This window comes from Photobacterium sp. WH24 (assembly GCF_019204055.1).
In the GTDB taxonomy this organism is placed as follows: Bacteria; Pseudomonadota; Gammaproteobacteria; order Enterobacterales; family Vibrionaceae; genus Photobacterium; species Photobacterium arenosum.
In genome coordinates this window covers 35,890-61,478 of the sequence record NZ_JAGSOZ010000022.1, presented here as the reverse complement: position 1 = coordinate 61,478, position 25,589 = coordinate 35,890, and the positions used below count along the sequence as shown (strand labels likewise).

The following is a 25,589-nucleotide window of genomic DNA, read 5'->3' as shown; positions in this document are numbered from 1 at the left end:
AGGAACGATTAAAAATAATTTACTCTTTGTTAGCATAAAGTATCACCTATCTAAATATTCATATTATCAACTAAGGAGATCGCTTTAGGGACAGCGCATTCACTGGTAAGCGGATCGTGCGTGCCATCTATTCGAACGAATTTCAAATCTGTAATACCAATATATTGAAACGCATATTTTATATAAGGTGTAAACTGATCATGGCTGACAAGCGGTCCATATGAAAAGATGCTTCCGCTTGCCACTACGATATATACCGTTTTATTTGGAACCAACCCCACCTTACTGCCCGCTGCGTCTGTAAACTTGAAGGTCCGCCCTGCCCGAGTGATATGATCAAACCAAGCTTTCAATACTGATGGCAATCCCAAATTCCAGATCGGTGACGATATGACTATCAAATCACTTTCGAACAAGTTATCAATCATTCGATCCGAAAGTTCTACGGCTTTTGTTTGTCTCTCTTTACGTTCATCTGGTTTTGTTAAGAATGCTTCAACTGTACAAGCATCCAAATGCGGCAAAGGTTCTTGAGACAGGTCAATAATTTTTTCATCTATACCTGGGTATTTCTTTTTCAGCCTGTCGACGAGATAGTCGGAAACTTTTCTCGACGCCGAACCGTCAATATTTGGGCTTACTTTAATGTGTAGTAAATTCATGTACTTATCCTTTGCAATTCAGAACTCAACTGTAGTTGTTGTTCACACATACTTTTGTGCTGACTGCACTTTATTCGGATAACAAGATAAGCTATTCATGAAGGTAATTATTGAATATTTCCGACATCCACCGATTCGGATGTTTAGGGTATGGGGCACATCAATCGACGCTGTAGACTAAATCAGCGTATACTTTTCTTACGGCCAGCTCACTGCTCCTAGAACATGACTCAAGACTACATCAGTGAAAAAAGAGAGCGACACAAGCGGTTCTCTTTTCACTACATAACCGGAACGAAAAGCCGTCTCCGTATCTGGCCTTGGTAAATTTTTACAACGCCAAATGCAACAGCGGATAAGGCTTGCCCTGCCCGTCCACTGATGAACGCCCCGTTATTGAAAAACCCATATGCAGGTAAAAACCCAGTGCCTGCTTATTTTGTTCATTCACGTCAACCTTCGAAGCTCCCTGCACTTTGATTGCATGGGCCACTAACAAAGCACCAATGCCTTTTCCGCGTACATCAGGTGAGATGAACAACATTTCAATATTGCCATCATGCGCACCGCAGAACCCCAGTATTTCACCCTTGCCATTTCTAGCGCACTTTAAATCAACAGCATCAAAGTAATGATCCAGAATTAACGGTTTTAACTCCTGCAGATCTTTCTCCAACAAAAAATCATGGGTTGCTCTCACTGACGCCTCCCAGATGTCTATCAAACTAAGGTGATCTGCTTTTTCTACGATCTCTATTTTCATCATTAAACCCAGTTACACATTTCACGCTAAAATAAGCGACATCTGATCCCACAGGGCCGAAAAACCAATCAATCAACCAACCAATCATCAATAGCAGGAGCTTTAACTTAGCCCCACCAAAACCGATAAAAAACCGATAGCTTCAATCGTAAATCCACCAGAGAACGCACTACTGGATGTCTGGATTTTTCATTCTCGGAATGTCGCACTCTGTTGGATTAATTCTGCTTCTTACCTGTCAGGCACTCCGCTACGTTGAGCTCATAGGTTGTGAACCTATCGCCTATCATTTCCGTTGGGAACACGCTTTGGGATATTTTACGTAAGAACTCATATTCAGGGCGAGTGTGCAATAAATGGATATAAACGACTTCATGGCCAAAATCATGAGCCCATGAGATTAGCGATCTAAAAACCATTTTCCCTATGCCCCAACTGCGGTCATCAACGACTATAGCTATCTCATGCCCAAGCTCTGATAATTGAATTCCACACCAACCGACTAGCTCGTCATCGACGATGATGGCTCTTACTATACAACCTTCAAGATCATCAATTTCGATCTTGTCGCAAATCCACTTTTCTGCAAGATCGGAATCAAACTCATCATGGGTAATGAGGTGCTTTCTGGTACTCGCTTTATTGAGTATGGGAATGAACTTGTCTGATTCTATTTCATCAAGAGACACGTACTGAAGATTACTCATTAGTCACCATTTCGCCTAAAGAATGACACCACCGTCTCATCTGCTTTGCCACACACTCGTAAAGCCAGATAAAAGCAGTCGGCTGCGCGACACTTATCATTATCTGTTAACCGCTTATGTCAACGATAACCCACCATCTACGACCAGCGTATGCCCCACAATGTAGCTGGCTTTCTCAGATAATAAAAATTCGATAGCATTGACGATTTCGTCAGTATTGGCAAAACGCTGAATCGGCACAACGTTGGACACATCTGCCCGGATATTGGGAGCATCAATCTGCCGCTCCTCCCAACGAGGCGTCCATGTTACACCGGGAGCAACGGCATTAATACGAATGCCTGAGCTTATATTTTCCAAAGCCAATGAACGAGTTAGCCCTTCAAGTGCGTGTTTGGCTGCACTGTACATTGAAGCATTCGGCGTTGGTCTCAATCCATTTACTGAGCTGACATTGACAATAGAAGCTCCCGTATTCATCAGACTGATTTCGTGCTTTAAACACAAAGCCTGCGACCAGAAATCTACCGACAGCGTTTCTCTTAACAATGAGGTATCAACTTCATGGAAATTTCCTCTTGAGGAAAGAGCGGGTGATGCATTATTCACCGCAACATCCAATACGCCGTACTCAGCACTGATATGACGGAACAAATTTTCAAGATCGGACTCAACGGATATATCTGATTGTTGATGATCAACAACGCTCAACTCAGGAAATATTTCGAGTACAGTTGCCCAGGTTTCTTGTGAACGAGAACATGTAATCACCTTATACTCTGACTCGACCAGTCGCCTGACGGTCTGAAGCCCAATTCCCTTTGTACCTCCTGTTACTAAAGCAATTTTCATTTTTGAATTCCTTTTCATATATTTCGATTAACGGCTAACACCTTATCAGGCGTTGCTACACACTCGTAAAGCCAGCTGAAAACAGTCAACTGCGCGACTCTAATCTTTAACTGTTACGAGATAACGGTCGACTGCGCTGAAATGAGCTGCCACTTGTTGTTTTGCTTTAGCCAAACGCGAGAGAAAGCAAAAACACCATTGGCCTTAGCACCATCATATTTCCCTTTAATGTCTGCGTTTACATGAACCAAAGCGATATTTCCTTGTGGTACTACCTGAAAATCACGTAATTCGATTGATTCAATGCTTAACAAACCAGAACGGTGCAAGGCGATATCATCTTGCTTTGATACCCGTTGGCCAAAGTGATTAATGAATATCAGGGCATCTGATAGCAAATCGGTTAATGCAACAGTATCTGAGCTGAGCATTGAAGCCTTTAGTTTTTCCTCAACAGCAAAAATTTCCTGAACTATGTCACTTTCCATACGAACTACGTCCTATTCATTTCTTTGTAGCACACAGCCAGCACGCGTGGCTTTGTAGTGAAGACGATGATGCGCCGAGCCTGTTAATTCGAACTCATTCGGCATATCTACCCGTCCCTTAATCAAGTTCCAGAATGCATAAGCTTTAGCTGTAAGTGTGTATTGAGCAACATGCCGGTTCACGCCGCTGCCAGACTGATCATGTCCGCACACCATGTGCACATAATAGAATATTTTCAGTGAGTAATTCACTGAAACAGACAATCTCTGTCTCGTTAATACCAGACTATTGAATATTAATTAAAGTAATCCCCCAAATCAGGGAAAAATTCAGGACGAATTTTAGGTTGTCGGCGCCGGGAGCGCCTACAACCGACCCGGACAACACCAGAGAACCCAAAGGCATTTCTGGATACATTTGTGCCGGCAAAGAGTATCTGGCGCGCATCCGAAAATGGTGAGACTCTCTCCAAAACAAAGCGCGACATACCAACGCGATTCAATATTTGCACTCTTTCAACTGGCTGGCTGCCGACAGAAAAGGCAGTGAATAGAATAAGAAAGAAAACACGAAACATCGGCGTATTGGATCAGCCAGAATATGACAACACAATCACCTTACCAGACATTAATTACCGCTCTTGTTACCTCCCATACCGCTCTGAAGATCAACCATCGACTGCTGACTCACCTTAATCAGGCCATTTTGAGGCCGGTTGAGATCAACCACCAGCGTGACGAGGACCGCGAAAGCAAGCAGTAACGGGATCACCGCAATCAACCGTCGCTTACCGGAGTAACCCACTTGCGTGCCCAGCGCAATCATCGCAAGCGCTGTAATGGCCGCCAGCGCTACCCAGATACTGGCAGGAATCCGGCTTCGCAATGCCCCTGTTACTCTTTTTTCATGCATATCGATCAGATCATTGGTCGCCTGAACCATCAGCGAACTCAATGGGCTTGGATTTGCAATGGCAGCAGTTGAAACTGCATCCCAAAGCTGGCGATGGATTGCGAGTGATTCTCTCAATGCTTCATTGATATCACTTCCGCTGGCCGCTGCGAGTCGAATCTCGACATAAGATTTGAGCAAATCTTTCACAATACTTTCAGATGACTCATCCAACAGATCAGCCCGAAGATAGGCAGTGCCGATCACATTGGCTTCCTCAAGCACATTGTTGCGTCGAATTTCGTGCTGAGAGGAGGCAATGGAAAACGTAAACGCGAGCACGAACGCCAGCATCCCAAGCAGCCCTCCAACCATAGACCCAAGCGGACCGGGAACTTCCTTATCTTTCCGGGCAAAAGCATGACGGCCAAACTGAAAGCCAATTTCGCAGAACAGCAACATCAGCAAAGCAATGCCGACAAAGATCAGAGTGATCGGCAGGGATTCAAACAGCTCGCCATTCATGGGCCACTCCTGACGCGGGTGCGACTGAATACCGCAGCCGGGGCAACTGAATTTGCCACCGGCTGTTCTATCATCATTATTGATTAAGCATATGTCGCAAATTCCAAAGGTAGCAAAAGGATTTCACCCGGGGTGACCGGCACACAAACACACTGACCGACCGTCCATTTTTGCTTCACTCAGCAGACAGGATTGACCCAAAGCCTAAGAAACCCACACAGTTTCCTTCAATTCACGGCCTGCCATACAGTATGATGACCAGTAACTTAGTTATGCGGTAAGACGGATTCTCAATGACTATCAGCAAACCTATTCCGACCAATATCATCACTGGCTTTCTGGGAGCCGGTAAAACCACAGCCATTTTATCGCTGCTGGCGCGTAAACCTGCCGATGAGAAATGGGCCATTTTGATCAATGAGTTTGGTAACGTAGGTGTCGATGGAGCCATGCTCGACCAGCAGGGTGCCATCGTCAAAGAAGTACCGGGCGGCTGTATGTGCTGTGTCGCCGGACTGCCGATGTCGGTGGGCATCAATGCCCTGCTGGCCCAAAAGCCGGATCGCCTGCTGCTGGAACCCACCGGTCTGGGCCATCCGAAAGAGATCATCAATAAACTGACCTCCGACAGCTATGCCAAATACATCGATCTGAAAGCGACGATCACTCTGGTTGATCCGCGTCAGTTTTCAGACAGCTTATATACCGATAACCAGAATTTTCAGGATCAGATTGCGCTGGCCGATGTGCTGGTTGCTAACAAAATCGATGCCTGTAGCGATTACGATCTGCTGATGTTTGAGCAGTACGCCAGCGAGTGCGAACCAGCCAAACAGATGATCACTCAGGTTGAGCAAGGGCAACTTGATCTGTCTCTGCTGGAACAGCCTCGCATTGCACGTCAGGCTGCACACAGTCATCACCATCATCATGACGATGCGGCCGCGCCCCTGCCGGGCTTAGAGCTGGCCCCCGGTGAAACCTTCATCCGTAAAGAAAACCATGGTCAGGGCTATCACAGTTGCGGCTGGTTCTTTGCGACTGACCTGCACTTTGATTTTTCCCAGCTGTTTACCCTGTTTACTAACCTGAATGCCCAGCGCGTGAAAGCCGTGGTTAACACCGAACGCGGATGTTTTGCTTTTAATGTGGTCAATCGGGTAGTCTCGGTGAATGAACTCACTCTGGAAGGGTTTGAGTCCCGCATTGAAGTCATTGATAAGGACATACTGCCTTGGGATGAATTAGAAGAGATTCTTGTCTCTTTGACAAAAAAAGCCTGATACCGACTATTATTCATCAATGCTTTGGGATCAACTTGCCACCTGAATTTACGCAAGGAGCAATTATGCTAAACCCATCAACGGCGAAAGCCGTCATCGACCATGCGCTGTTTCTCGGCGCAGACTTTGCCGAACTTTTCGTCGAGCACCACCAGTCGGGCTCTGTCGAGTTCAATGCTGGTGATGTCGATAAAATCAACGGCGGTATCGATTTTGGCATCGGTATCCGACTCTTCTTTGGTCACAAAGTGCTGTACGGTTACACCAACAGCACTGAAGAAGAAGAACTGAAACGCGTCACCAGCCTGCTGGCTGCCAAAGATAACCGCGATCAAATCATGCAGGCATCCGCACTGAATTTCAGCCGGCTGACAGACAGACATCCAGTGCGCCAGCCTTTGTCGCAGGACGCCAATCTGGAAGCCAAAATCGCCTTCCTGCGTGCCACCGACAAAGCGGCCCGTGCAGAAAACGACAAAATTGCCCAGTTCATCGGCCGTATTCTGCAGCGTCAGCAGCAGGTAGAAATTTTTAACTCCAATGGCCTGCACACCGGTGATACCCGCCATTACACCCGCATTGCTGCTACCGCTGTTGCGCAAGATGGTAGCGAGCAGTCTACGGGTTTTGAAGCACCGGGGGCACTGACCGGCTGGGAATTTAACTCCCGCATCGATCCCACATCTCTGGGCCAGCAAGTAGCAAAACAGGCGATGATCAAGTTGACGGCAGATAACTGCCCGTCTGGTGAAATGCCGGTGATCATAGGTAATGGCTTTGGTGGCGTGATTTTCCATGAAGCCTGCGGACACCTGCTTGAAACCACCTCGGTAGCCAAAAAAGCCTCGGTTTTCCATGACCAGATGGGCGAAATGATTGCTAACCCTGTGGTCAGCGCCGTGGATGACGGCACCATGGAAAATGAATGGGGTTCCATCAACATTGATGACGAAGGCATGGCAACCCAGCGTACTCAGTTGATCAAAGACGGTAAGCTCACCAGCTTTATGGTCGACCAGATGGGCGCCAAGAAAACCGGTTTTGCGCCAACGGGTTCCGGCCGCCGTGAATCGTATAAGTTCGCGCCTACCTCCCGCATGCGTAACACCTTCATCGAGCCGGGCGACAGCAGTCTGGAGGCGATGATCGCCAGCGTCGAAAAAGGCATTTTCGCCAAGAAAATGGGCGGCGGTTCCGTTCAGCCTGGCACTGGGGAATTCAACTTCGCGGTGCAGGAAGCCTATTTGATCGAAGACGGCAAAATCACCCGTCCACTGAAATCAGCGACGCTGATCAGCACAGGGCCGAAAGTTCTGAAGGAAATCAGCATGGTCGGCCAGGATTTCGAACTGGCAGCCGGTATGTGTGGCTCGGTCAGCGGCTCAGTGCCGACGACAGTTGGTCAGCCAGCACTTAAAGTAGACAATATTCTGGTGGGAGGTAACTAATGGCGGATCAACAAACCCTGCAACACGCCATGGAACAGGTACTGGATCTGGCCACCTCTGCGGGTGCCGAAGCGGATGTCCTTGCCAGCAGCAGCCATAACCTGTCACTGAAAGCCAATAACGGCGAACTGGATGAATACAAAGTCACCTCCGGCCAGGTGATTGGCGTACGCGTTGTCAAAGACGACAAAGTCGCCACCAGCTACTCGGAATCCCTGCATCCGGACAGCCTGAAACTCATGGTTGAGCAAGCACTGCAAAGCGCGCAATTCACCAAAGCAGACTCCCACCAGCGGATCCAGGCAAAGAACAGCCGCTTAACCACTGACTCGCCTGAAATTTATCAGCAAGACGATGTGGATATCGAACAGAAAATCGCTCTATCGCTGGCGCTGGAAAAAGGCGTGATCGAAAAAGGAGCCAAAAGTGCGCCTTACAATGGTTTTGGTGAATCAGACAGCCTGAGTATGCTGGCCAATACCCATGGCGCATTCTGTCAGCATCAGGAGCGTTCCACTTTCTGTTACACCTATGCCCTGATTGATCAGGATGGCAAACAAGCCATGCATGGTGGCATGTCATCCGGACGTCGCTTTGCCGAGCTCGACCCTGACTATTGCATCAATCACGGTGTCGACACGGCGCTGGCACTGCTGGACGGCGGCCCTATAGCGACCGGCAAGTATGCGGTGATCTTTAATCTGAGTGAACTGAGCAGCCTGTTTGGCGCCTTTGGCATGTGTCTGTCCGGCCAGTCGGCCATGAAAGGCATTAACCCGTGGCGCGACACCCTGCATAAGCAGGTCGCCAGCTCACTGCTGACGGTCAGTGACATGGCCTATGTAAAGGGCGGCTCTGCCATCAAAGCCTTCGACAGCGAGGGATTTGCCACCCAGGACACGATTCTGATCGGTGAAGGCCAACTACAAAGCCTGCTGCATAACAGCCACACCGCCAGCTATTTCGACATTACCAACACAGCAAACGCTGCCCGTTCGGCCAAAGGTGGCCTGGGTGTTGCTTCGCGCCATCTGGTGATTGCCGAAGGCCAGAGCAATGACGCCGAAGTGACCGCAGGTGAATACCTGGAACTGGTTGAGCTGCAAGGCGTACACTCAGGCGCCGATGCCATCAGCGGCGACTTTTCTTTCGGTGCCAGTGGCTTTCTGTGCCGCGACGGCAAGCGCATCCAGCCTGTGCGCGGCATCACAGTTGCCGGTAACTTTTACCAGATGATCAAAGCCATCGACGCCGTCGGTAATCAGCTTGAAAATGACTACGAGCGCGATTTCTTCGCACCCAAAATTCGTTTCAGCGGATTGAGTATTGCGGGTAAATAATCAGACTGGTTAAACCGTAGGCTTATTAAAATGACCTCATCAAATGGATGAGGTCATTTTTTATGCTCAACCAGCTTTCCTGTTTCCTCAAAGCCAGTGCTTACCTGGCCCAGTTTTACCTGACCCAGAGTTTACCTGACATATAGCGGGGCTGCGCTTCAGACCATACGCGCCGCCATACTGACAGCTGCCAAAAACATAATGACCCCCGCCCCTTTAAACAGCCAGCTCTGTGCCTGAGAGCTGGCGAGAAAACGCCGGATTTTCAGCGCACCAAAGATAAATACCGCGCCGACAAAGACAAGAACCAGTATGGTCAGCGGCACTAAAAGCAAACCCCAGGTTTGGAACGACACAGTATCCAGCGTGATAACCAGCGGCAGAATGGCCAGATAGAATGCGATAGTTTTCGGGTTACCCAGAGTAATCGTTAAGCCGGATAGCCAGGCTGCCGTCAATTCCCGCTTGTTTGTCTGTTTATCTATGTTGATGGCTTCCGGGTTGTGATTCCAGAATTGCCAGGATAACCACGCCAGATAGAGGGATGCACACCAACTGACTGCTGTGAACAAGCCACCGTAACTATGGGCAACAACAGCAAGGCCAAACACGGCAAAGGACAGGTAAATTAAATCCCCCAGAATTAACCCGCTCAGCATGGTAAACCCGGTGACCGCACCGCCACGTACACTGTGCGCAACCAAGGCTGTCATGCCGGGGCCTGGAATCGCTGCCGCCAGCATAAGCGCTGACATGTATGCCAGGATTTGTGTTGTCTCTAACATGAAAATATCCTTTAAATCAATTGTCTTTGTGTTTATACAGCTTCTGGGATCTGCTGAACTCTGCTTAATAATCCTGCGTGACTCGCGACGCAATAAGCCGCCTCTCTGTCCGGTCATTCACACAGAGTGAAATAGTATGCATTTTATAATAAGAAATGTGTTACCTATATCGCTTAACATTCGGGCTTAAAAAGGTAGAGTCTTGCTTAATACACACATTTAGAGAAAAAAAATGGCAGACTGGATGCTGAATCGGACAGATATTAAAATTCTGACACTTTTGCAAGACGATGCGCGCATCACCAATCAGGCGCTGGCAGATAAAATCGGGCTGTCGCCTTCTCCCTGCTGGCGCAAAGTCCGTAAGCTGGAAGACGATGACATTATTCAGGGATACAGGGCTGTTCTGGACCGGAGGAAGATTGGCCTGGGTGTGATGGTATTCGTTCGGGTGGCAATTGACAGTCACAGCGAATCGGAAGCCAGAAAGTTTGAGGAAGAAGTAACCGCACTGGACGATGTCGTTGCCTGTTACAGCATAGGCGGCGATGCCGACTTTCTGATTCAGGTTGTTTCCCCCGATCTCGATTCCTACGCCGACTTCGCGATGTCAACCATACGGCGTTTACCTGGAATTAAAGAAATGCAGAGTATGTTTGTACTGAAAGAGATTAAGCCGTTCAGCGCATTTCCAATTAAAAATGTTCAAAACGCAACAGGTTAGACGCTGTTACCAGTCGGTTTCCGCTTCTGTCCGCTGTTTTTCATTCAATAGACGGGAACAACAGAGGAGTTTTTGAAGTAAGCCGCAAAAATACCGGAACAAAATAGAAACCAAGTTTCATATGATTCATTGTTCTCAGTGTTTCACGTTAATTGTTCTTTCTTTTTAAGAAAGTTACCAACAACGCTCTGATTATTTGAAATATAATCAAAATAATCCACTACATTGAGGTGATTTATGGAAAGCTTACTCTCTCTTTTCTTTCGGGGCTATCTGATACTTGGCGCTGCTGCAACACTGTATGTCATCGTTTACTTTTTTCTGTCCGGTTTAACCCTCTTCGATCAGGGCAAAAAACGACCTATGCCATTACGCTATCAGTGCAGCTACATCTTTATTATGTGCCTGATGATGCCGGTGTTTTATCTGATCTTTATTGAAGAGATTTTGTCACTGCCGAGACACTATCAGGCACAGAAACAAAAAACAGCTAAATCGTACCTGTAATCAGGCTGATGATGCCATCCTGCCTGATTCCTCTGAGCGCAATACAATGGTCAGTTTACGACTCGAAGTACACTTTTTCGTACCACCAGCGTCGGTTCCAGCCGCACTACTTGCGGCTCGGTAATTTCTTTATTGATCCGCTTGAGCAAGGTCTCAACAGCCGCCTGACCTAAGCGGTATTTCGGTTGGTGAATAGTGGTCAGTGATGGCGTCATAAATTTTGCGATATGTATGTCATCGTACCCGATGAGGGAGAGATCCTCCGGGATACGAATTCCTTTTTCATGGGCGGCATTAATGACCCCCATCGCCATCATATCGTTAGACGCAAAAATAGCGCTGGGCAATGAACCGCTGGCAACAATCTTGTTGAAAGCAGAGTAACCGCCTTCACATTCAAAATCAGACTCCACAATCCAATCGCGCTGAACCGCCAGCCCGGCTTCATTCAGTGCATGCTTAAAACCTTCATAGCGGAACTGTGCCTGATGTTTCATCAAAGGGCCGGTAATACAGCCGATCTCACGGTGTCCGCAATCAATCAGATAGCGGGCAGCCAGATAACCGCCCTGATAAGAGTTGTCCTGAATTTTATCACTGGTAAAGGACATTGGCCCCCAATCCATCACCACCACAGGAATATCAGGATAGCGTTCAAAAACGTCTATCTGCTCACCTTCCAGTGTCGAACACATTAACAGGAGTCCATCGACCCGCTTTTGCAGCAGCGTATCTATAGAAGCCTTCATGCGCTCACTGTCCCCTTCGGTGTTACACAAAATCAGGTTATAGCCTTTCTGATAACAGCTGCGTTCCACCCCTTTGACCACTTCGCCGAAGAATGGATTGGTGGAGGTCGTCACCAGCATGCCGATAGTTTGGGTGCGATTGACTTTGAGACTACGGGCCAGCGCAGAAGGTGCATAGTTAAGTTCTTTAGCAGCCCGGTTCACGCGTTCTGCGATTTCGTCGCTGACAAAACGGGATTTGTTGATCACATGGCTCACAGTTGAAGTCGACACGCCTGCCAGTCTTGCAATATCTTTCATTGTGGCCATGTATTTTTCCTGTGTGATTAATCAATGACGGCGAAGCGCTCTGCCAGAAAAGCATCTACCTCTGCACGCGTCGGAATTGACGTCTGGGCACCAAAGCGGGTGACTGAAATAGCAGCAGCAGCGTGTGCAAAGCGAATAGCTGATTCTAAAGACATGTTTTCCAATAAACCAGTCACCAAGGCACCGTTAAAGGTATCTCCGGCCGCCGTTGTATCCACAGCATCCACCCTGTACCCCGGAATGAGCTGACCACGGCCATTCTGGCTCAGCCAGACTCCCTTAGCACCCAGAGTTATCAGCACAATGTCGATGCCTTTAAGATGCAGCTCGTCCGCCGCAAGCTGAGCAGTCTGATCATCCGTGACTGGGATACCAGTCAATACTTCTGCTTCTGTCTCATTCGGGGTGATCACATCGATACAGGACAACAAACTGTCTGGCAATATTCGTGCAGGTGCGGGATTTAAAATGACATTGGTTTGATGAGCCTTTGCTTCACGCGCTGCCCGTTCAATGCCCTCAAGCGGTGTTTCCAGTTGCATCAGCACAAACCGCGCTTCACGAATCCGCACCATATCTGGTTCAATCAGATCAGCCGTCAGGCATTCATTGGCTTCAGGTGACAGACAGATCGTATTTTCACCACTGGCGGATACCTGAATCATGGCAATGCCGGTCGGACAATTCGGTTGTATTTTTACCCCGGCGACATTGATGCCGTCATGCTCAAAGCTTTCCCGGATAGCAATGCCAAAGGCATCATCGCCAACGCAAGCAATGAAGCCAGTATCCGCATTCAGCCGCGCCGCCGCAACCGCCTGGTTTGCCCCCTTCCCACCGGGAATGACCTGATAATCACGGCCATGTAACGTCTCACCCGGACGCGGAAAATCGGGCACCCGCAATACATGGTCAGCATTGACACTGCCTAAAACCACTAGTTTATTCATAGAATTATCCTTGGCCGCTCATAAACCCACTAGAACTCTTACTTTGTTCCTCCCCTTTTCAAGAGGAACATCAAAACTGCTTTTTAGTCCCTCCCCCTTTTCAAGGGGGAGGCTAGGAGGGGGTTACTCGGGCACAAAATTCAAACCTGTGCACATTTCACGAACCCCACCCTAACCCTCCCCTTGCCAAGGGGAGGGAATATTCACTGCTGCAACACGCTCATGACCATCCCTCCGCGCTTCATAAAGGGAGGAAAACACGTTATTGCTTGACGACCACTTTCAGCGGCACCGGAATGTATTGCTCAACCGACTCGCCTTTCAGCACTTTCACCGCCGTTTCCACCCCCAGTGCGCCAATTTGATCCGGCTGCTGTGCAATAGTCGCCGCCAGCTTGCCGCGTTTCACCGCCGCAATGCCGTCGTCTGTGCCGTCAAAACCGACAATCATCACTTGCTTGCCGGACGCCTGCACGGCGCGCAGCGCACCCAGCGCCATTTCATCGTTCTGCGCAAACACAGCCTGCACATCCGGGTTCGCCGCCAGCAGGTTCTCCATCACGTTCAAGCCTTTGGTCCGGTCGAAATCCGCAGGCTGGCTGGCCAGCAAATCCATCTGGCTGCCTTCCACCGCTTTCATGAAACCTTCACCCCGCTCGCGGGCTGCAGACGTACCGGCAATCCCTTCCAGCTGAATGACTTTGGCCTGCTCACCCACTTTCTCCATGATGTATTTGCCTGCCATTTCACCACCGGCTACGTTGTCCGAAGCAATATGACTGACCACCTCACCCCGGCTGGCACCGCGATCCAGCGTCAGGACAGGGATCTTGGAACGGTTTGCCATACGAATCGCATTCGATACGGCATCAGAATCTGTCGGGTTGATCAGAATGGCTTTCACACCGCGAATAGTCAGATCTTCCACATTCGACAGCTCTTTACTCGGATCATTTTGCGAGTCCAGCACAATCAGGTCGTAACCCAGAGCTTTTGCCTTGGCTTCCGCGCCGTCTTTCATGGTCACAAAGAAGGGGTTATTCAAGGTCGAGACCACAATCGCCAATGTGTCCTGTGCCTGTGCAGACACAGAAACGGTGGATGTCAGAAGTGCTGCAGAGATTAACGTTGCCAGTTTTTTCATCATGATTATCCTTCGTGTAGGGGGAGCCGGTACACGTCATCCGGCTCTCTTGTTGTCCGTAAATCCTCTGGATTTACTTGTTTTTATTGTCCACCAGCACAGCCAGCAAAATCACAACTGCTTTGGCAATCATCTGGTAGTAAGAAGACACATCGAGCAGGTTCAAGGCGTTGTTCAAAAAGCCGATGATCAGCGCACCAATCAGGGTGCCCATAATCCGGCCCTTACCGCCCATCAAGCTGGTGCCGCCCAGCACTACAGCCGCAATGGCGTCGAGTTCGTATCCCATGCCTGCCGTCGGCTGTGCTGACGACAAGCGGGAAGTCACGATAATGCCCGCCAGTGCCGCCAGCAGACCACAAATCGCGTATACGCCGATTTTCACCCGGTCCACATTAATACCGGACAGACGCGTGGCCGATTCATTACCCCCCAGCGCATAAACATAACGGCCGAAACGGGTGTGATTGAGCAGGTACCAGACGGCGGCAAACACCACCACCATCAGCCACACCGGCACTGGGATGCCCAGCACATAGCCAGTGCCGAACCAAGCAAATGCATCAGCCGTATCGGTAAAGCCGGTCGAAACCGGACGGCCATCGGTATACACCATGGTGACACCGCGCAGCAGCGTCATGGTCACCAGCGTGGCAATAAACGCCTGCACTTTGCCTTTAGCAATAATGATACCGCTGATAGCCCCGAGCGCCGCACCGGCCAATAAAGCAGTAGGTACCGCAATCAATACCGGCACTTCAATAGCGATCAAGCTGGCTGCAAAGGCACCACAAAGCGCGAGGACTGAACCGACGCTCAGGTCGATCCCCGCCGTCAGAATCACCAGGGTCATACCCACAGCGATAATGGCGTTCACCGAGGTCTGGCGCAGAATGTTGAGAATATTATCTGCGGTGAAAAAGTTCGGATTCAGAAAGGACACCACAGCAATCAGTAACAGCAGGGCAATCAGCGATTTCTGCTCAATCAGCCAGGCTTTACTGAACCACTTTTTCTCGCGGGCTTCGGTGGGTTGACTCAAGGTTTTGGTACTCATGCTGCTTCCCCGTTGATAGATTTGCCGACAGCACAGGCCAGCAGTTTTTCCTGATCGGCATCTTTAGCATCAAATTCGCCGCTGATCCGGCCTTCGTGCATCACCAGAATCCGGTCACTCATTCCCAGCACTTCCGGCATTTCGGAAGACACCAGAATGATGCTCATGCCTTCAGCTTTGAACTGATTGATCAGCTGATAGATTTCTTTTTTAGCGCCAACATCGACACCGCGTGTCGGCTCATCCAGGATCAAAACTTTTGGCCGGGTCATCAGGCCTTTGGCAATCGCCACTTTCTGCTGATTCCCACCCGACAGGTTACCGATGATCTGATCCCGGCCCGGCGTTTTAATGTTGAACAAGCGGATAAAATCCTCCACAGCGATAGCTTCATCGCCATGCTGAATCTGAACGCCTCGGCTCAGTTGTGCCAGCGCGCACAGGGACATGTTCTCTTTCACCGACAGGCCCAGAACCAGACCATCGCCTTTGCGATCTTCCGAGATGTAAGCGATGCCATTGGCCAGTCCGTCCTGTGGGCTGACAGGATTAATGGTTTTGCCGTTCAGGTTGATCACACCCCGCTCGCTGGGCAAGGCACCGTAAATCACCTTCATCAGTTCGGTTCGGCCAGCCCCCATCAAACCAGAAATGCCCAGAATCTCACCGCGTTTGAGGGTAAAACTCACCTCATGTACGCCCGAGCCAGTCAAGCCGATCACTTCAAGGCAGGTTTCGCCATGCTTCACATCAATGCGCGGATACTGCTCTTCCAGTTTTCGGCCGACCATCATTTCAATCAGGCCGTTTTCGTTGGTGTCGGCTACCTGACATTCCCCGATGAATTTGCCGTCCCGCAGTACGGTGATGTCGTCGCAGATTTCGAAGATTTCTTTCAGGCGGTGCGAGATATACACAATGCCGCAGCCTTGCGTGCGCAGCTCACGGATCACCGCGAACAGAGAGGCGGTTTCGGTATCCGTCAGCGCGTCGGTCGGCTCATCCATAATGATGACTTTCGACTCGAATGACAGCGCCTTGGCAATCTCAACCATCTGCTGCTCACCCAGACTCAGATCACCCAGTAAGGTTTTCGGACTGTGTTTCACATTCAGCCGGGCCAGCAGCCGGTTTGCTTCAGCGTACATCCGGCCCCACTGAATCCGGCCCAGCGGACCCGTGAATTCACGGCCGAGAAAGATATTCTCGGCAATCGTCAGTTCAGGGATCAGGTTGAGTTCCTGATGGATAATACTGATGCCCGCCTGCTGGGAATCCCGTGGCCCTTTGAACGCTGCAGTCTGGCCCTGATAGTGAACGCTGCCCGCATCTTTGCTGTAGATACCGGTCAGCACTTTCATCAGGGTCGATTTCCCGGCACCGTTTTCTCCCATCAGCGCCATCACCCGTCCCGGATAGACATTCAGGCTGGCTTTATCCAGCGCCTTCACACCCGGAAAGGCTTTTTCAATCTCACTGAGTTGTAAAATGGCTTGCGTCATACGACGTCCTCAATGGTTACTGTGGTCAGAACACCACACCGGCCTGAAAAATCACGTTTGCATACGGGGTGCATTCACCCGTCCGGACCACAGCCCGGCTGTTATGCGTTCGCTGCTTGAACACTTCGTGAGGCAGATAAGTCACCGTAATGTCTCGGCCAATGCGCGCCTGTTCTTCCTGAAGCAATCCCAGCAGCGACGCATGAAGTGCCGGACTCACTTGCCTGAACTCTTCGGCCATCACCACACCTTCAATTTGCGACTCAGACAAGAAGGTTCGAACGGTTTCAATGAAACCGGGCACACCATGAGTGAGCGCCAGATCGATCCGCTGAACGGATGCCGGAACAGGTAGTCCTGCATCACAAATCGTCACTTCATCGGTATGTCCCAACGTCGCAACCAGATAGGACAGTTCCGCGTGCAGTAGAGTACTTTTTTTCATTCTTCATCACCCTGGCTTGGCAAGCACTGGCTTAAAATCATCAAATAGCGATAAAAATCGCCTAACGTCGTCAAAAATTCGGTTTATCTATCTCAACACAGGCAATAATGCATTTTCGATATTCCGGCATTTTTATGGTTGGTAAAAAGCTATCGAAACGTTTCGATGAATTCTAATCAAGTTTGACTTCTTTGCAGCAGGCGAAAAGATGAACTGTGATTAGGATCGTCAGAACTATCAGTAAGAGACACTGAAAAGGTGATCTACATCGCGGTAGGATGGGGAATAAAGGGTAAACAAAACAGCCAAAAGCAGAGACATCCGGTGCCTCTGCGCTTATAGACAACTGGTATTATATGGTATCAACGAAGTATTCAGAGGACGGTACTGGCACTCTCTGGCTCGACGATTTTTTTATTGCTGCGGCTGAAACGCTTTTCAACCGATTGCAGTCTCGGGATCGAGCAGGTAATACACGGTAGCGGATGCGGAGCCCAGTTCAGGCTCAAGATAGTTCTGCACACTTTCAATCGAATCCGCCTCCCAGATACAGCGACAGCAGTGATCGTCTCTATCCAGTAATACCGTTTGTAAACGCATGCCCGCAGGGGGCTGCCCCAGTGCCGGGCCGGCTTTTTGCGAAAACGTGTCCAGATCCGTGATCCTGTGCTCTGTCGCAATAAACATAAAAGACTCCTTATTCGCCCTACTTCTGATTATAGAGGCTGAATAAGGCGTCTTTCGTTTCATTCAAAGTCATTGGTCAGATCAGGCGCTTGCCGGTAATTCCTTACGCGCTTCGATGGCTTCGATGGTGTCTCGGAGTTTAGGAGAGATTTTGGCTTTGCTGTTGTTTTTGAAATCAAACATCACAACCTGGGCTGTACCACGGGTCGTAATCGCCCCCATTTTCTTACTGAAAATTTCGTACTCCATAGTAAAACGGTCATCTTCAATTTTGCTGACGCGGGAGCCGACCAGCAAAGTATCAGGATAAGTAACAGGCAGGCGATAACGGGCGCTGGTGTCACTCAGTACCGGGCCGATACCGGTGTCTTTGATGTCGTCCATCAGCGCGGCTTCTTTGAAGTAATCCAGACGGGCGGTTTCAAAGTAACGAAAATAAACCACATTATTGACGTGATTCAGGGCGTCCATCTCCCCCCAGGCAACCGGAATTTCAGTAACCACAGGGTACTGTTGAAGAATTGCGTCCATGATGGCTCCTCAAAGGCAAAATACGTTGTGTTAGAGCATTTAATCTAACTGTTTTGCAACATTACCACAACATCGAACCACAGAAATGAGAAGTAGACAATAGTGCTTCACTGGCCTTATCGGTTGCCGCGATCGGCATGACCCCTCCCCCTTGGCAAGGAAAGGGATCGTACTGAGTTTGCTGAAGCACTGCATATTCCCTCCCCTATACGAAGGAGAGCGAGAGGATCAGGCTGGAGCTGTTCAGAACGCCGTATTCACAATCAGAGAAAATCCATGCCGTAGAGAATGTCGCCACAATGCCGGCATCTGAACTTATACACCGCCGGGTTACCGCCTTTTTCATAGGTATCCAGGATGTCCTGCCATAAATTCGCTTTAAGCATGTGACGGCTCAAAAATGCCTTTAGTGCCTGTCCGCTTAATGCTTTGAGTTCATCATGCTCGGCAAAACCGTGGAATTCGCAGGCATCACCACAATGATCAAGCCAGACTTCCTGACGCCAGGACTGATAACCAGGCGTGCGCTGGCAAACCTCAGCAATCACTTCCCGCTTCAGGCCAGCGCCGTCCAGCGGAAAATCATCAGAATACGAGGCTTTAAATTCTCTGGCTGCCGAGCCATCAGCGATGCACCATGGGCACAGCCATTCAACATCCCGCTGGGAATAAATACTGCCGCTGTACAGATAGCCTCGCGCCTCGCCACAGCAATCGCACACTTTCATGCTTTTCACTACAGCACCAGTCGCCAGCGGATCGGGGTGATAGGTGAATTTCGGAAGAGTCACTATTTGTATTCCTTTGTCTTAACCGATGGTTTTGTAGCCATTCTTGTCATACACACCAAAGTGAAGAGCCACTCTGGCATCAATCTTATGCGGCAAGATCAGGTTAAGATTTAGCGACAAAGTAAGGTTCAGGCCCTGCGAAGCACCATTTCCGAAGCACGATCACTTTTTGAGCAACGCAGCAATAAAGCCCTGAACGCTGAGATGAACAAGCTTTCACCAGTTATGACAGCGCTGTGCAAATTTCCGGCTCAAGGCACGCGCAACCCCTTTTTCATGCCGCGTGACCCGGATTTTCCGGTATCCTACCCCGCTAATTAATCACTCTCTTTTTGGGCTGTAAGCCCTGCCGGCATTAAAACACTATTATGGTTTCAGACAACGCTCTACCCGGGACAGGCACTGTTCGCTTTCCGAAAGGCCGATTCGCCATGTGGACGGTATACAGCTTTACCAGCGCTTCCATTCTGGCTTCCATCATTTTTTCACTGTTGCTGTTTTTGTCTATCGACGACAACCCTGTGATGCAGATCCTCTTTGGCGGTCTGGCGGTTATTTTCGAACTGGGTAAATTCTTCGCCTGGTATGAATTTGGCGAACGCCGCGCCAGACGCAGCTACTCAGGGGCCGCCTGCGCGTTGGCTTTTTATTCTGTACTGGCGGCGATTTCCATCGGCGGTTCAGTCGGCGGCATTCAAAGTGCCACTAATCAGGCTCAGAGCCATGTCACAGTACAGCAGAGCAAAATCAACGCTTACAACATGCAGATTGACGCCATTGAAAAGCAGATCGATCTGAACAATGAGGCGGCGCAGAAGTACATCAGAATGGAGCGTATCGCCACGGGTGTCACCCGTATTCAGCGAGAAAACAGCAAGCTGCGCGAGCAGCAGCAAGCGCTGGCAATGGAGCGGGACAACCTGCCTGTGGTCAGCCAGGGCTCAGTGCTGGGTTTAATTGACGGTCTGGCAAAAACCCTCAAAGTCAGCAACGAAGCAGCGCAGCTCGGGCTGGTGATCTTTCTCTCTGTTCTGCTGGATTTCTTTGCCGCTTTCTTTGTCGGATTGATCGGTGAAGAGCTGCGTTTTCGTCAGCAATTTAACCAGCGCCATGCCATTTATGTCTCAGACACGACTGTCAGGCAATCTGCCGCAGGGTCCAACCCGCCAGAACCTGAAAATAGCCCAGCAAGTGATCATACAGGCACAGCCAGTATGGCAACCTTAGCCATTGAAGCGGCCCGCGAATCTCAGTCTGCAAGCGCCAAAGAAGCGCCCTCCCTGTCGCCCTACGATCGCGTGGTAGATGCACTCACGTCTGATTCCGTCAGCTGCTCAAAACGGGCCATTATACGGGCGCTGAAGCTCTCGGCTGATGAAGTCGATGAGGTGTTCCACCGCATGATGGGGGAAGGCCTGGTCAGTAAGAAGCCAAACCACCATTTCCAGTGGCACGGGCTACAGGCTCAGGCGGAAGCATAAACCCTGGTATCTGCCCACCAAGCACATATGAGCGCTTGGGTGCCAGCGAGACAATATAAAGAAAGCGGGAGTCTGATTCCCGCTTTTTGATTGGGTCGAAAGAGAGCACACTCAGGGAATGAGCAGCGTTGGTTTCGCCTCAAAGGAAAGCGCAAAGTCGATTTCCCAGCTCATCCCGTTCATATTCAGACGTCCATCCGGCACCCCATCCAGCCCCGGCCGCCCGGTATCTGCGACTTCCCATTGCTGCGTTCGCGGATCGGATACATTGCTGAAGTTATCACCCTGCTCGCCATCATCCAGCGTCATGATGTAATGTTTATTATTAATGAGAGCTGCGCCGTACACCCTGACACTATGACCGCCTTTCCATTCCCCGTTGATGTCATACCAACTGAACAAAATGGTCACTGCACGACCTTGCGACAGCTCATTGAACATCCATTCCCAGGTTGGAAAGTTACCTTCCTGCTGGGAAGTTATGTCGCTCATGAGTACCGTCCCGTTGTCACAATCTGCATTGTCGCCCAATACGACCGAGCTACTGCCCTGATGGCGAAAATGAACCACATCAAGCGAACCGGAAGCCGAGTCGGCCAGATACCCAAACAAGCCACGAATCAGTCCGCAGAATGTCGTGTAAGAGCCAGTGTTTAAGTCATGGACGTTATCCCGACGACCATAGCTGTCGATATTGGCGACCAAGCTGTTTTCCGGTACAGGGGTCCAGGTTAACACGTCACCAGCCGCGCCAATCTGACCAATACCGCGAATATGTAACTGCGGTACCCGCCAGGCGAGCGGTACATTGTCATAGCGGTCCTCCAGATACTGCAACGCGTTGGCATTGGCAATCGGAACACACTGGTTCCGTGCAGAGTCCAGATTCGGCTGATCAGACTGCACCACCTGAATCGGAAAGCTGAGATCGTCTGGCAGTGACGGTGCAGGTAAAGCCGGTTGCGGTGGTCTACCAAGAGATAAAGTATTGGGAATAGTTGATGAAACCGGGCTCACCCGGCCATCAACATGTCCGGCGCCTTCAGCTTTGACCACAGTAGTGCGAACCGGATACATCTGCGGTGAAAATTGGTTAGCAAACTGAACGATATCGGTAATATTGGGCAATGGTTGCGATGAGAAGAGAACCGTCGCCCTGACTTGCTGCACCGATCCTTCCCCATCCGTACCCGGACGTAAGTCGAAATAAACCGTTGCATCAGCCCGCCGGCTCACAGCAGGAACAGAACGGGATCCACCATGTTTTCTCCCGTCCTCTTTTCCCCATTCATGGCTCCCCCATTGATTGCCTCCCCGACCATCAGCAGCCCAAACATGGTAATAATTGTCTGCAGTATGTGTTTTTTTGCCGTGCGTTTTACCCATTTTGACTGCAGAACCGGGCACAAACAGATTATCCACGGCCCAGACGGGTGTCCCTGCCTCGGAGCCTGAATCCGGATAGAAGAATACATTCACATACCCGGGGCCAACCGGTTTGCCACGGCGATCGATCAAGTGATCCAGCCTCACTCTGAACTGCCCCCAGTCACTCTCAGCGATGGTGCCAATTTCAAGATCAAACGTCACTTGCTCAAAAGCAACAGTTCCCCTTTCCAGAGTCATAATTGCTAATGGCGTAGCCGGATCGGACGACCCATACCGATCACCACGAGCATCAGCCACAGATGACAAGACAAAGCCAATCGTAAGCGTGAAGAAGAGAACCTGAATGTTTTTTATTATCATACGTTCACCAGTGGCGAATGCCCTTTGAGCGCGACCCGGGTATCGAACAAAGCATTTACCTTGTCATAGCACAGTGCAATGTCCTGGCATAAACCAGAACGGGCAGCAGCCTGACACCCTATTAAGATGATGCAATGTCATGAGTGTAGAAATCTGGATACGGCTCAGTTCCGGTAATTGAGACTGCCGTCTGTTTATTTTCCCTAATAGATTGAATGGCAAACCATTAAGGTTTTTGAAAGAGCACCTCAAGCAGGAAAGGTTCATCAAAATGGCGCTTGCCAATAAACGCGGTCGCATGATGGCCCAGCTGACGCTGAGTCCCCGGCGATTTAACCCCGAGCGGCCAGAGATAAAACCGCTCTGCGCGCACACTGGCCGGTAACATCGCCTGCGAATTGAACAGGCTCTTATTGTGGCTTGTTGCTACAGGTAAACTGCGCAACTTATCGTAAGGCAATACAGTCAATACGCGTGCCCGGACATCATGCCGCAGCCATTGCACATCTTTCACCATATGCTCGCCAAACGATAAGGTCACCCCCAGCTTGTCTGTCTGATGCCCGGTATAGACTTGCAGGGTAACAGGCCATTCCGCTTTGTTGCCCGGCGGAGCAAAAGTGAGAGCCGGTGACAGGGCAAACACCATGTGATAACAGCCGCAATGGTGAATACTGTCCAGAATGTAAGGTTGTCCGTCAGCATCCAGCGTTAGCCTCAGCAACACCCCATCAAACTGACCTGCATACGGATCAAACCCTGAGCGTGCGGTGCGGTTGGCGAACCACAACGTGTAGTTCAGCTGCATCAGGGTCTGTCCATAAAAGCGGGTATAGCTGACATGGGTATACAGGGTCGGCTTCTGGGGAACGACCCCAGGCTGACTGGGGGTGAAATAACGGACCTGACCGGGAAAGTCATCCCGCGAGCGGGTTTCGACCTGAAAAACCGGCGCGTAAAAGCTAAGCAGACTTTGCTGCTGCTCTGCGCTTAGCAGCGGCCATGACAGTGCCGACCTCTCCCTTGCCTGACGAAACCACGCCTGTATCTGCAAGCGGTTAAGGGATGGCCGGTCTTCTGGCGCGTAACGGATCGCATAACCCTCAACAGGTTGGATAAAATGGCTGATCAGACGCCGCTTTTCTTTGTCCATCGAAGGTCTGGCAAAATGTTGTGTGACCGGGTACAGCCCCAGTACCCGTTGCCAGGTCGCGTAGCCGGATGGCAACTGAGGCGGCTCTGTGATGAGTGCTGACCACAGAGCGGGCTGATACAGGCTGCGGCCGACCAGCTGCTCTGCACACAGATCGAGCGGCTTTAACCCATAAGCGGTGTTATCCGGCAGGTTCTGATATTCCGCCTGCCGCTGTACGGCGGCCTGATGTGACACATAGTCCAGCCATTGGCGTTTGCTTTCGCGATCAGTCAGCTCAAATAGCCAGGACAGACTGAAACGGTCGAAAGCCAGGTGCGGAAATCTCGGGTCCCATGTCAGCTGCGCATCTTGTACGCCCTGTTGCTGAACCGTACGCTTAAAGTCCGTGAGCAGATCAACACAGTCGGCTTGTGAGCGTGTGTAGATTTGCTGCTGGGCCGGAATAGAATCCGGGATCGGCTCAGGCAGGGATGTACAGGCTGTCACCAACAGGAAAGACAACAGAGTCAGCACACGCATCATATCCCCTCTCCTGATAATCCCAGCGTCGATAAATAACTGAACCCGACTCCTGTAAGTGAAGCAGATAATCACCTGGTTTGGTGTCTGCCGGCTATGAGAACAACGCAAGAAAACCAAAAGAAAAAAGCCCGCACCTGGCCGTGCGGGCTTGCTCATATCTTTGTTTGTGTCAGTGAGCGGATAAAGTTAAGCGTTATCCGGCACCTGAATTACACCACGGCGGATTTGATCCAGTTCAATCGATTCAAACAGCGCCTGGAAGTTACCTTCACCGAAGCCTTCGTTGCCTTTACGCTGAATAATTTCAAAGAACACAGGACCAATAACGGTATCGGTAAAGATCTGCAGCAAAATGCCGGTTTCATCACCATCAATCAGGATTTTCAGATCTTGAAGTTTCGCCAGATCTTCCTGATGACCAGGAATACGCTTATTCACCCCTTCATAGTAGGTATCAGGGGTATCCATGAAGGCCAGACCGTTCTTTTTCAGCCGTGTCACCGTCTCGAAAATATTGTCTGTGCTCAAAGCGATATGCTGGATGCCTTCGCCATTGTATTGATCCAGATACTCTGCAATCTGTGATTTATCGTCACTGGATTCATTGATTGGAATACGGATTTTTCCGCATGGCGCCGTCATAGCGCGAGACAGCAGGCCAGTGACTTTACCTTTGATGTCAAAGTGGCGGATCTCACGGAAGTTGGCAATACGCTCATAAAAGCCCGCCCACAGATCCATATTTCCTTGCTTCACGTTGTGAGTCAGGTGATCCAGGGTATGTAAACCGGCATCCTGATTAGCCAGGCGTTCCTGATAATCCGGGTAATAGTCGAAGTCGATCTCATAGATATCGTGCTCACCATAACGATCAACCAGATAGATCAGAGATTCGCCGATACCGTACACGGCCGGAATATTCAGCTCCATCGGACCGGCCTGAGCAGGACAAGCTGTCGCCCCGTTGTCCACCGCGTGTTCCAGAGCCAGCGTCGAGTCTTTCACACGAAATGCCATCGCGTTAACGCTCGCACCGTGAACACCGGCAAAACCGGCAGCCTGAGAATGCTGTTCACCGTTAATGATAAAGTTAATGTCACCCTGGCGGTATAGCCAGACTGATTTATGTTTATGCTTGGCAACTTCAGCGAAGCCCATCAGCCGGAACAGGTTTTTGAGATTGGCAATACCCTCTGGCGTCGGTGCGGTATACTCAACAAACTCGAAGCCGTCCGTGCCCATAGGATTTTTCATCATTTCACTCATCCGTATATCCTCACATATTGGTTACTTTGCTGACGCCTGTTCAGCGATTCCTTACCTATAGAATTAGCACCACAGAGAGGGGTTGAGAAGCCAGTTGTAAAACTAAGGTTAACGCAATGTAAAAATAGTTTGTAAAGCCAGCTTGCCAGCCATTTGAGCTCAATGAGCACCCCATCCATTACAGGTAATGAGAACAGCGTAAGAACCTGAGACACCATGAAATCAAGCCATTTCATAAAATTGAAAAATAGTGTAGAAAGCTTTACATAGGCGT

Annotated in this window: 25 protein-coding genes; 6 read left to right on the top strand and 19 right to left on the bottom strand. The window is 50.0% G+C overall.

All coding sequences use genetic code 11. From position 1 onward, the window contains the following. Nucleotides 1-50: 50 nt before the first annotated feature. From KCG43_RS19485 to KCG43_RS19460, 6 genes are all read right to left on the bottom strand, one after another. A complete protein-coding gene (locus KCG43_RS19485; RefSeq protein WP_192014268.1) occupies nucleotides 51-662 on the bottom strand; it encodes an FMN-dependent NADH-azoreductase in 612 nt (203 codons plus the stop codon). A 331-nt stretch (nucleotides 663-993) separates the two neighbouring features. Then, on the bottom strand, nucleotides 994-1,425 hold the full coding sequence (locus KCG43_RS19480; protein WP_218387001.1) for an acetyltransferase: 432 nt from the start codon (nucleotides 1,423-1,425) through the stop codon (nucleotides 994-996). Nucleotides 1,426-1,643: 218 nt separating this feature from the next. After that, complete coding sequence (locus KCG43_RS19475) at nucleotides 1,644-2,132, bottom strand: GNAT family N-acetyltransferase (RefSeq protein ID WP_192014270.1); 489 nt, start codon at nucleotides 2,130-2,132, stop codon at nucleotides 1,644-1,646. A gap of 114 nt (nucleotides 2,133-2,246) precedes the next feature. Beyond that, on the bottom strand, nucleotides 2,247-2,984 hold the full coding sequence (locus KCG43_RS19470) for an SDR family NAD(P)-dependent oxidoreductase (protein ID WP_192014272.1): 738 nt from the start codon (nucleotides 2,982-2,984) through the stop codon (nucleotides 2,247-2,249). Nucleotides 2,985-3,097: 113 nt separating this feature from the next. After that, on the bottom strand, nucleotides 3,098-3,472 hold the full coding sequence (locus KCG43_RS19465) for a nuclear transport factor 2 family protein (RefSeq protein ID WP_192014274.1): 375 nt from the start codon (nucleotides 3,470-3,472) through the stop codon (nucleotides 3,098-3,100). Between the two features lie 628 nt (nucleotides 3,473-4,100). Then, nucleotides 4,101-4,889: a hypothetical protein gene (locus KCG43_RS19460; protein ID WP_192014276.1), complete on the bottom strand. Its 789-nt coding sequence runs from the start codon at nucleotides 4,887-4,889 to the stop codon at nucleotides 4,101-4,103. Between the two features lie 293 nt (nucleotides 4,890-5,182). Here KCG43_RS19460 and KCG43_RS19455 point away from each other — a divergent pair, with 293 nt between their 5' ends. The 3 genes from KCG43_RS19455 (at nucleotide 5,183) to KCG43_RS19445 (ending at nucleotide 8,960) form a co-directional block, all read left to right on the top strand. After that, nucleotides 5,183-6,172: a GTP-binding protein gene (locus tag KCG43_RS19455; protein ID WP_192014278.1), complete on the top strand. Its 990-nt coding sequence runs from the start codon at nucleotides 5,183-5,185 to the stop codon at nucleotides 6,170-6,172. Between the two features lie 65 nt (nucleotides 6,173-6,237). Next, nucleotides 6,238-7,620, top strand: a complete 1,383-nt coding sequence (locus KCG43_RS19450) for a TldD/PmbA family protein (protein WP_192014280.1) — start codon at nucleotides 6,238-6,240, stop codon at nucleotides 7,618-7,620. Then, entirely contained in the window at nucleotides 7,620-8,960 is a 1,341-nt protein-coding gene (locus KCG43_RS19445; protein ID WP_192014282.1) for a TldD/PmbA family protein, read from the top strand. The genes KCG43_RS19450 and KCG43_RS19445 overlap by 1 nt, the downstream gene beginning before the upstream one ends. A 158-nt stretch (nucleotides 8,961-9,118) precedes the next feature. On the opposite strand, the gene KCG43_RS19440 is transcribed toward KCG43_RS19445, so the two are convergent. Next, a complete protein-coding gene (locus KCG43_RS19440) occupies nucleotides 9,119-9,745 on the bottom strand; it encodes a LysE family translocator (protein WP_218386994.1) in 627 nt (208 codons plus the stop codon). A gap of 232 nt (nucleotides 9,746-9,977) precedes the next feature. Here KCG43_RS19440 and KCG43_RS19435 point away from each other — a divergent pair, with 232 nt between their 5' ends. Next, nucleotides 9,978-10,469, top strand: coding sequence for an Lrp/AsnC family transcriptional regulator (locus KCG43_RS19435; protein WP_218386993.1), 492 nt, complete (start codon nucleotides 9,978-9,980; stop codon nucleotides 10,467-10,469). A 237-nt stretch (nucleotides 10,470-10,706) separates the two neighbouring features. Beyond that, entirely contained in the window at nucleotides 10,707-10,976 is a 270-nt protein-coding gene (locus KCG43_RS19430) for a hypothetical protein (protein ID WP_192014286.1), read from the top strand. Between the two features lie 50 nt (nucleotides 10,977-11,026). Here KCG43_RS19430 and KCG43_RS19425 read toward each other — a convergent pair whose 3' ends face one another. The 9 genes from KCG43_RS19425 to KCG43_RS19385 all read right to left on the bottom strand — a co-directional run bounded on the left by KCG43_RS19425 (nucleotide 11,027) and on the right by KCG43_RS19385 (nucleotide 19,141). Further along, the gene (locus tag KCG43_RS19425; protein WP_192014288.1) at nucleotides 11,027-12,034 is read right to left on the bottom strand and encodes a substrate-binding domain-containing protein; all 1,008 of its coding nucleotides are present in this window, start codon (nucleotides 12,032-12,034) and stop codon (nucleotides 11,027-11,029) included. Between the two features lie 17 nt (nucleotides 12,035-12,051). Then, nucleotides 12,052-12,984 carry a ribokinase gene (rbsK, locus tag KCG43_RS19420; protein ID WP_218386992.1) on the bottom strand — a complete coding sequence of 311 codons (933 nt, stop codon included), beginning with the start codon at nucleotides 12,982-12,984 and terminating at the stop codon, nucleotides 12,052-12,054. Between the two features lie 262 nt (nucleotides 12,985-13,246). Further along, nucleotides 13,247-14,128 (bottom strand): ribose ABC transporter substrate-binding protein RbsB, encoded by an 882-nt coding sequence (gene rbsB / locus KCG43_RS19415; RefSeq protein WP_218386998.1) that lies wholly within the window; start codon nucleotides 14,126-14,128, stop codon nucleotides 13,247-13,249. A gap of 73 nt (nucleotides 14,129-14,201) precedes the next feature. Then, entirely contained in the window at nucleotides 14,202-15,185 is a 984-nt protein-coding gene (rbsC, locus tag KCG43_RS19410) for a ribose ABC transporter permease (RefSeq protein WP_192014290.1), read from the bottom strand. Next, complete coding sequence (rbsA, locus tag KCG43_RS19405; RefSeq protein ID WP_218386991.1) at nucleotides 15,182-16,687, bottom strand: ribose ABC transporter ATP-binding protein RbsA; 1,506 nt, start codon at nucleotides 16,685-16,687, stop codon at nucleotides 15,182-15,184. Before rbsA ends, rbsC begins: the two co-directional genes overlap by 4 nt. Nucleotides 16,688-16,712: 25 nt before the next feature. Beyond that, the gene (gene rbsD, locus KCG43_RS19400; protein ID WP_192014294.1) at nucleotides 16,713-17,132 is read right to left on the bottom strand and encodes a D-ribose pyranase; all 420 of its coding nucleotides are present in this window, start codon (nucleotides 17,130-17,132) and stop codon (nucleotides 16,713-16,715) included. A 438-nt stretch (nucleotides 17,133-17,570) separates the two neighbouring features. Further along, nucleotides 17,571-17,819, bottom strand: coding sequence for a hypothetical protein (locus tag KCG43_RS19395; RefSeq protein ID WP_192014296.1), 249 nt, complete (start codon nucleotides 17,817-17,819; stop codon nucleotides 17,571-17,573). Between the two features lie 81 nt (nucleotides 17,820-17,900). Next, nucleotides 17,901-18,350 (bottom strand): thioesterase family protein, encoded by a 450-nt coding sequence (locus KCG43_RS19390; RefSeq protein WP_192014298.1) that lies wholly within the window; start codon nucleotides 18,348-18,350, stop codon nucleotides 17,901-17,903. A 263-nt stretch (nucleotides 18,351-18,613) separates the two neighbouring features. After that, nucleotides 18,614-19,141 (bottom strand): CbrC family protein, encoded by a 528-nt coding sequence (locus tag KCG43_RS19385; RefSeq protein ID WP_192014300.1) that lies wholly within the window; start codon nucleotides 19,139-19,141, stop codon nucleotides 18,614-18,616. Between the two features lie 431 nt (nucleotides 19,142-19,572). On the opposite strand from KCG43_RS19385, the gene KCG43_RS19380 reads away from it, so the two are divergent. Beyond that, complete coding sequence (locus tag KCG43_RS19380) at nucleotides 19,573-20,622, top strand: bZIP transcription factor (RefSeq protein WP_218386990.1); 1,050 nt, start codon at nucleotides 19,573-19,575, stop codon at nucleotides 20,620-20,622. A 111-nt stretch (nucleotides 20,623-20,733) separates the two neighbouring features. On the opposite strand, the gene KCG43_RS19375 is transcribed toward KCG43_RS19380, so the two are convergent. The 3 genes from KCG43_RS19375 to hppD form a co-directional block, all read right to left on the bottom strand. After that, entirely contained in the window at nucleotides 20,734-22,371 is a 1,638-nt protein-coding gene (locus tag KCG43_RS19375; RefSeq protein WP_218386989.1) for a hypothetical protein, read from the bottom strand. A 226-nt stretch (nucleotides 22,372-22,597) separates the two neighbouring features. After that, the gene (locus tag KCG43_RS19370) at nucleotides 22,598-24,049 is read right to left on the bottom strand and encodes a hypothetical protein (RefSeq protein WP_255558105.1); all 1,452 of its coding nucleotides are present in this window, start codon (nucleotides 24,047-24,049) and stop codon (nucleotides 22,598-22,600) included. Nucleotides 24,050-24,235: 186 nt separating this feature from the next. Further along, nucleotides 24,236-25,315: a 4-hydroxyphenylpyruvate dioxygenase gene (hppD, locus tag KCG43_RS19365; protein WP_192014302.1), complete on the bottom strand. Its 1,080-nt coding sequence runs from the start codon at nucleotides 25,313-25,315 to the stop codon at nucleotides 24,236-24,238. Nucleotides 25,316-25,589: the final 274 nt, after the last annotated feature.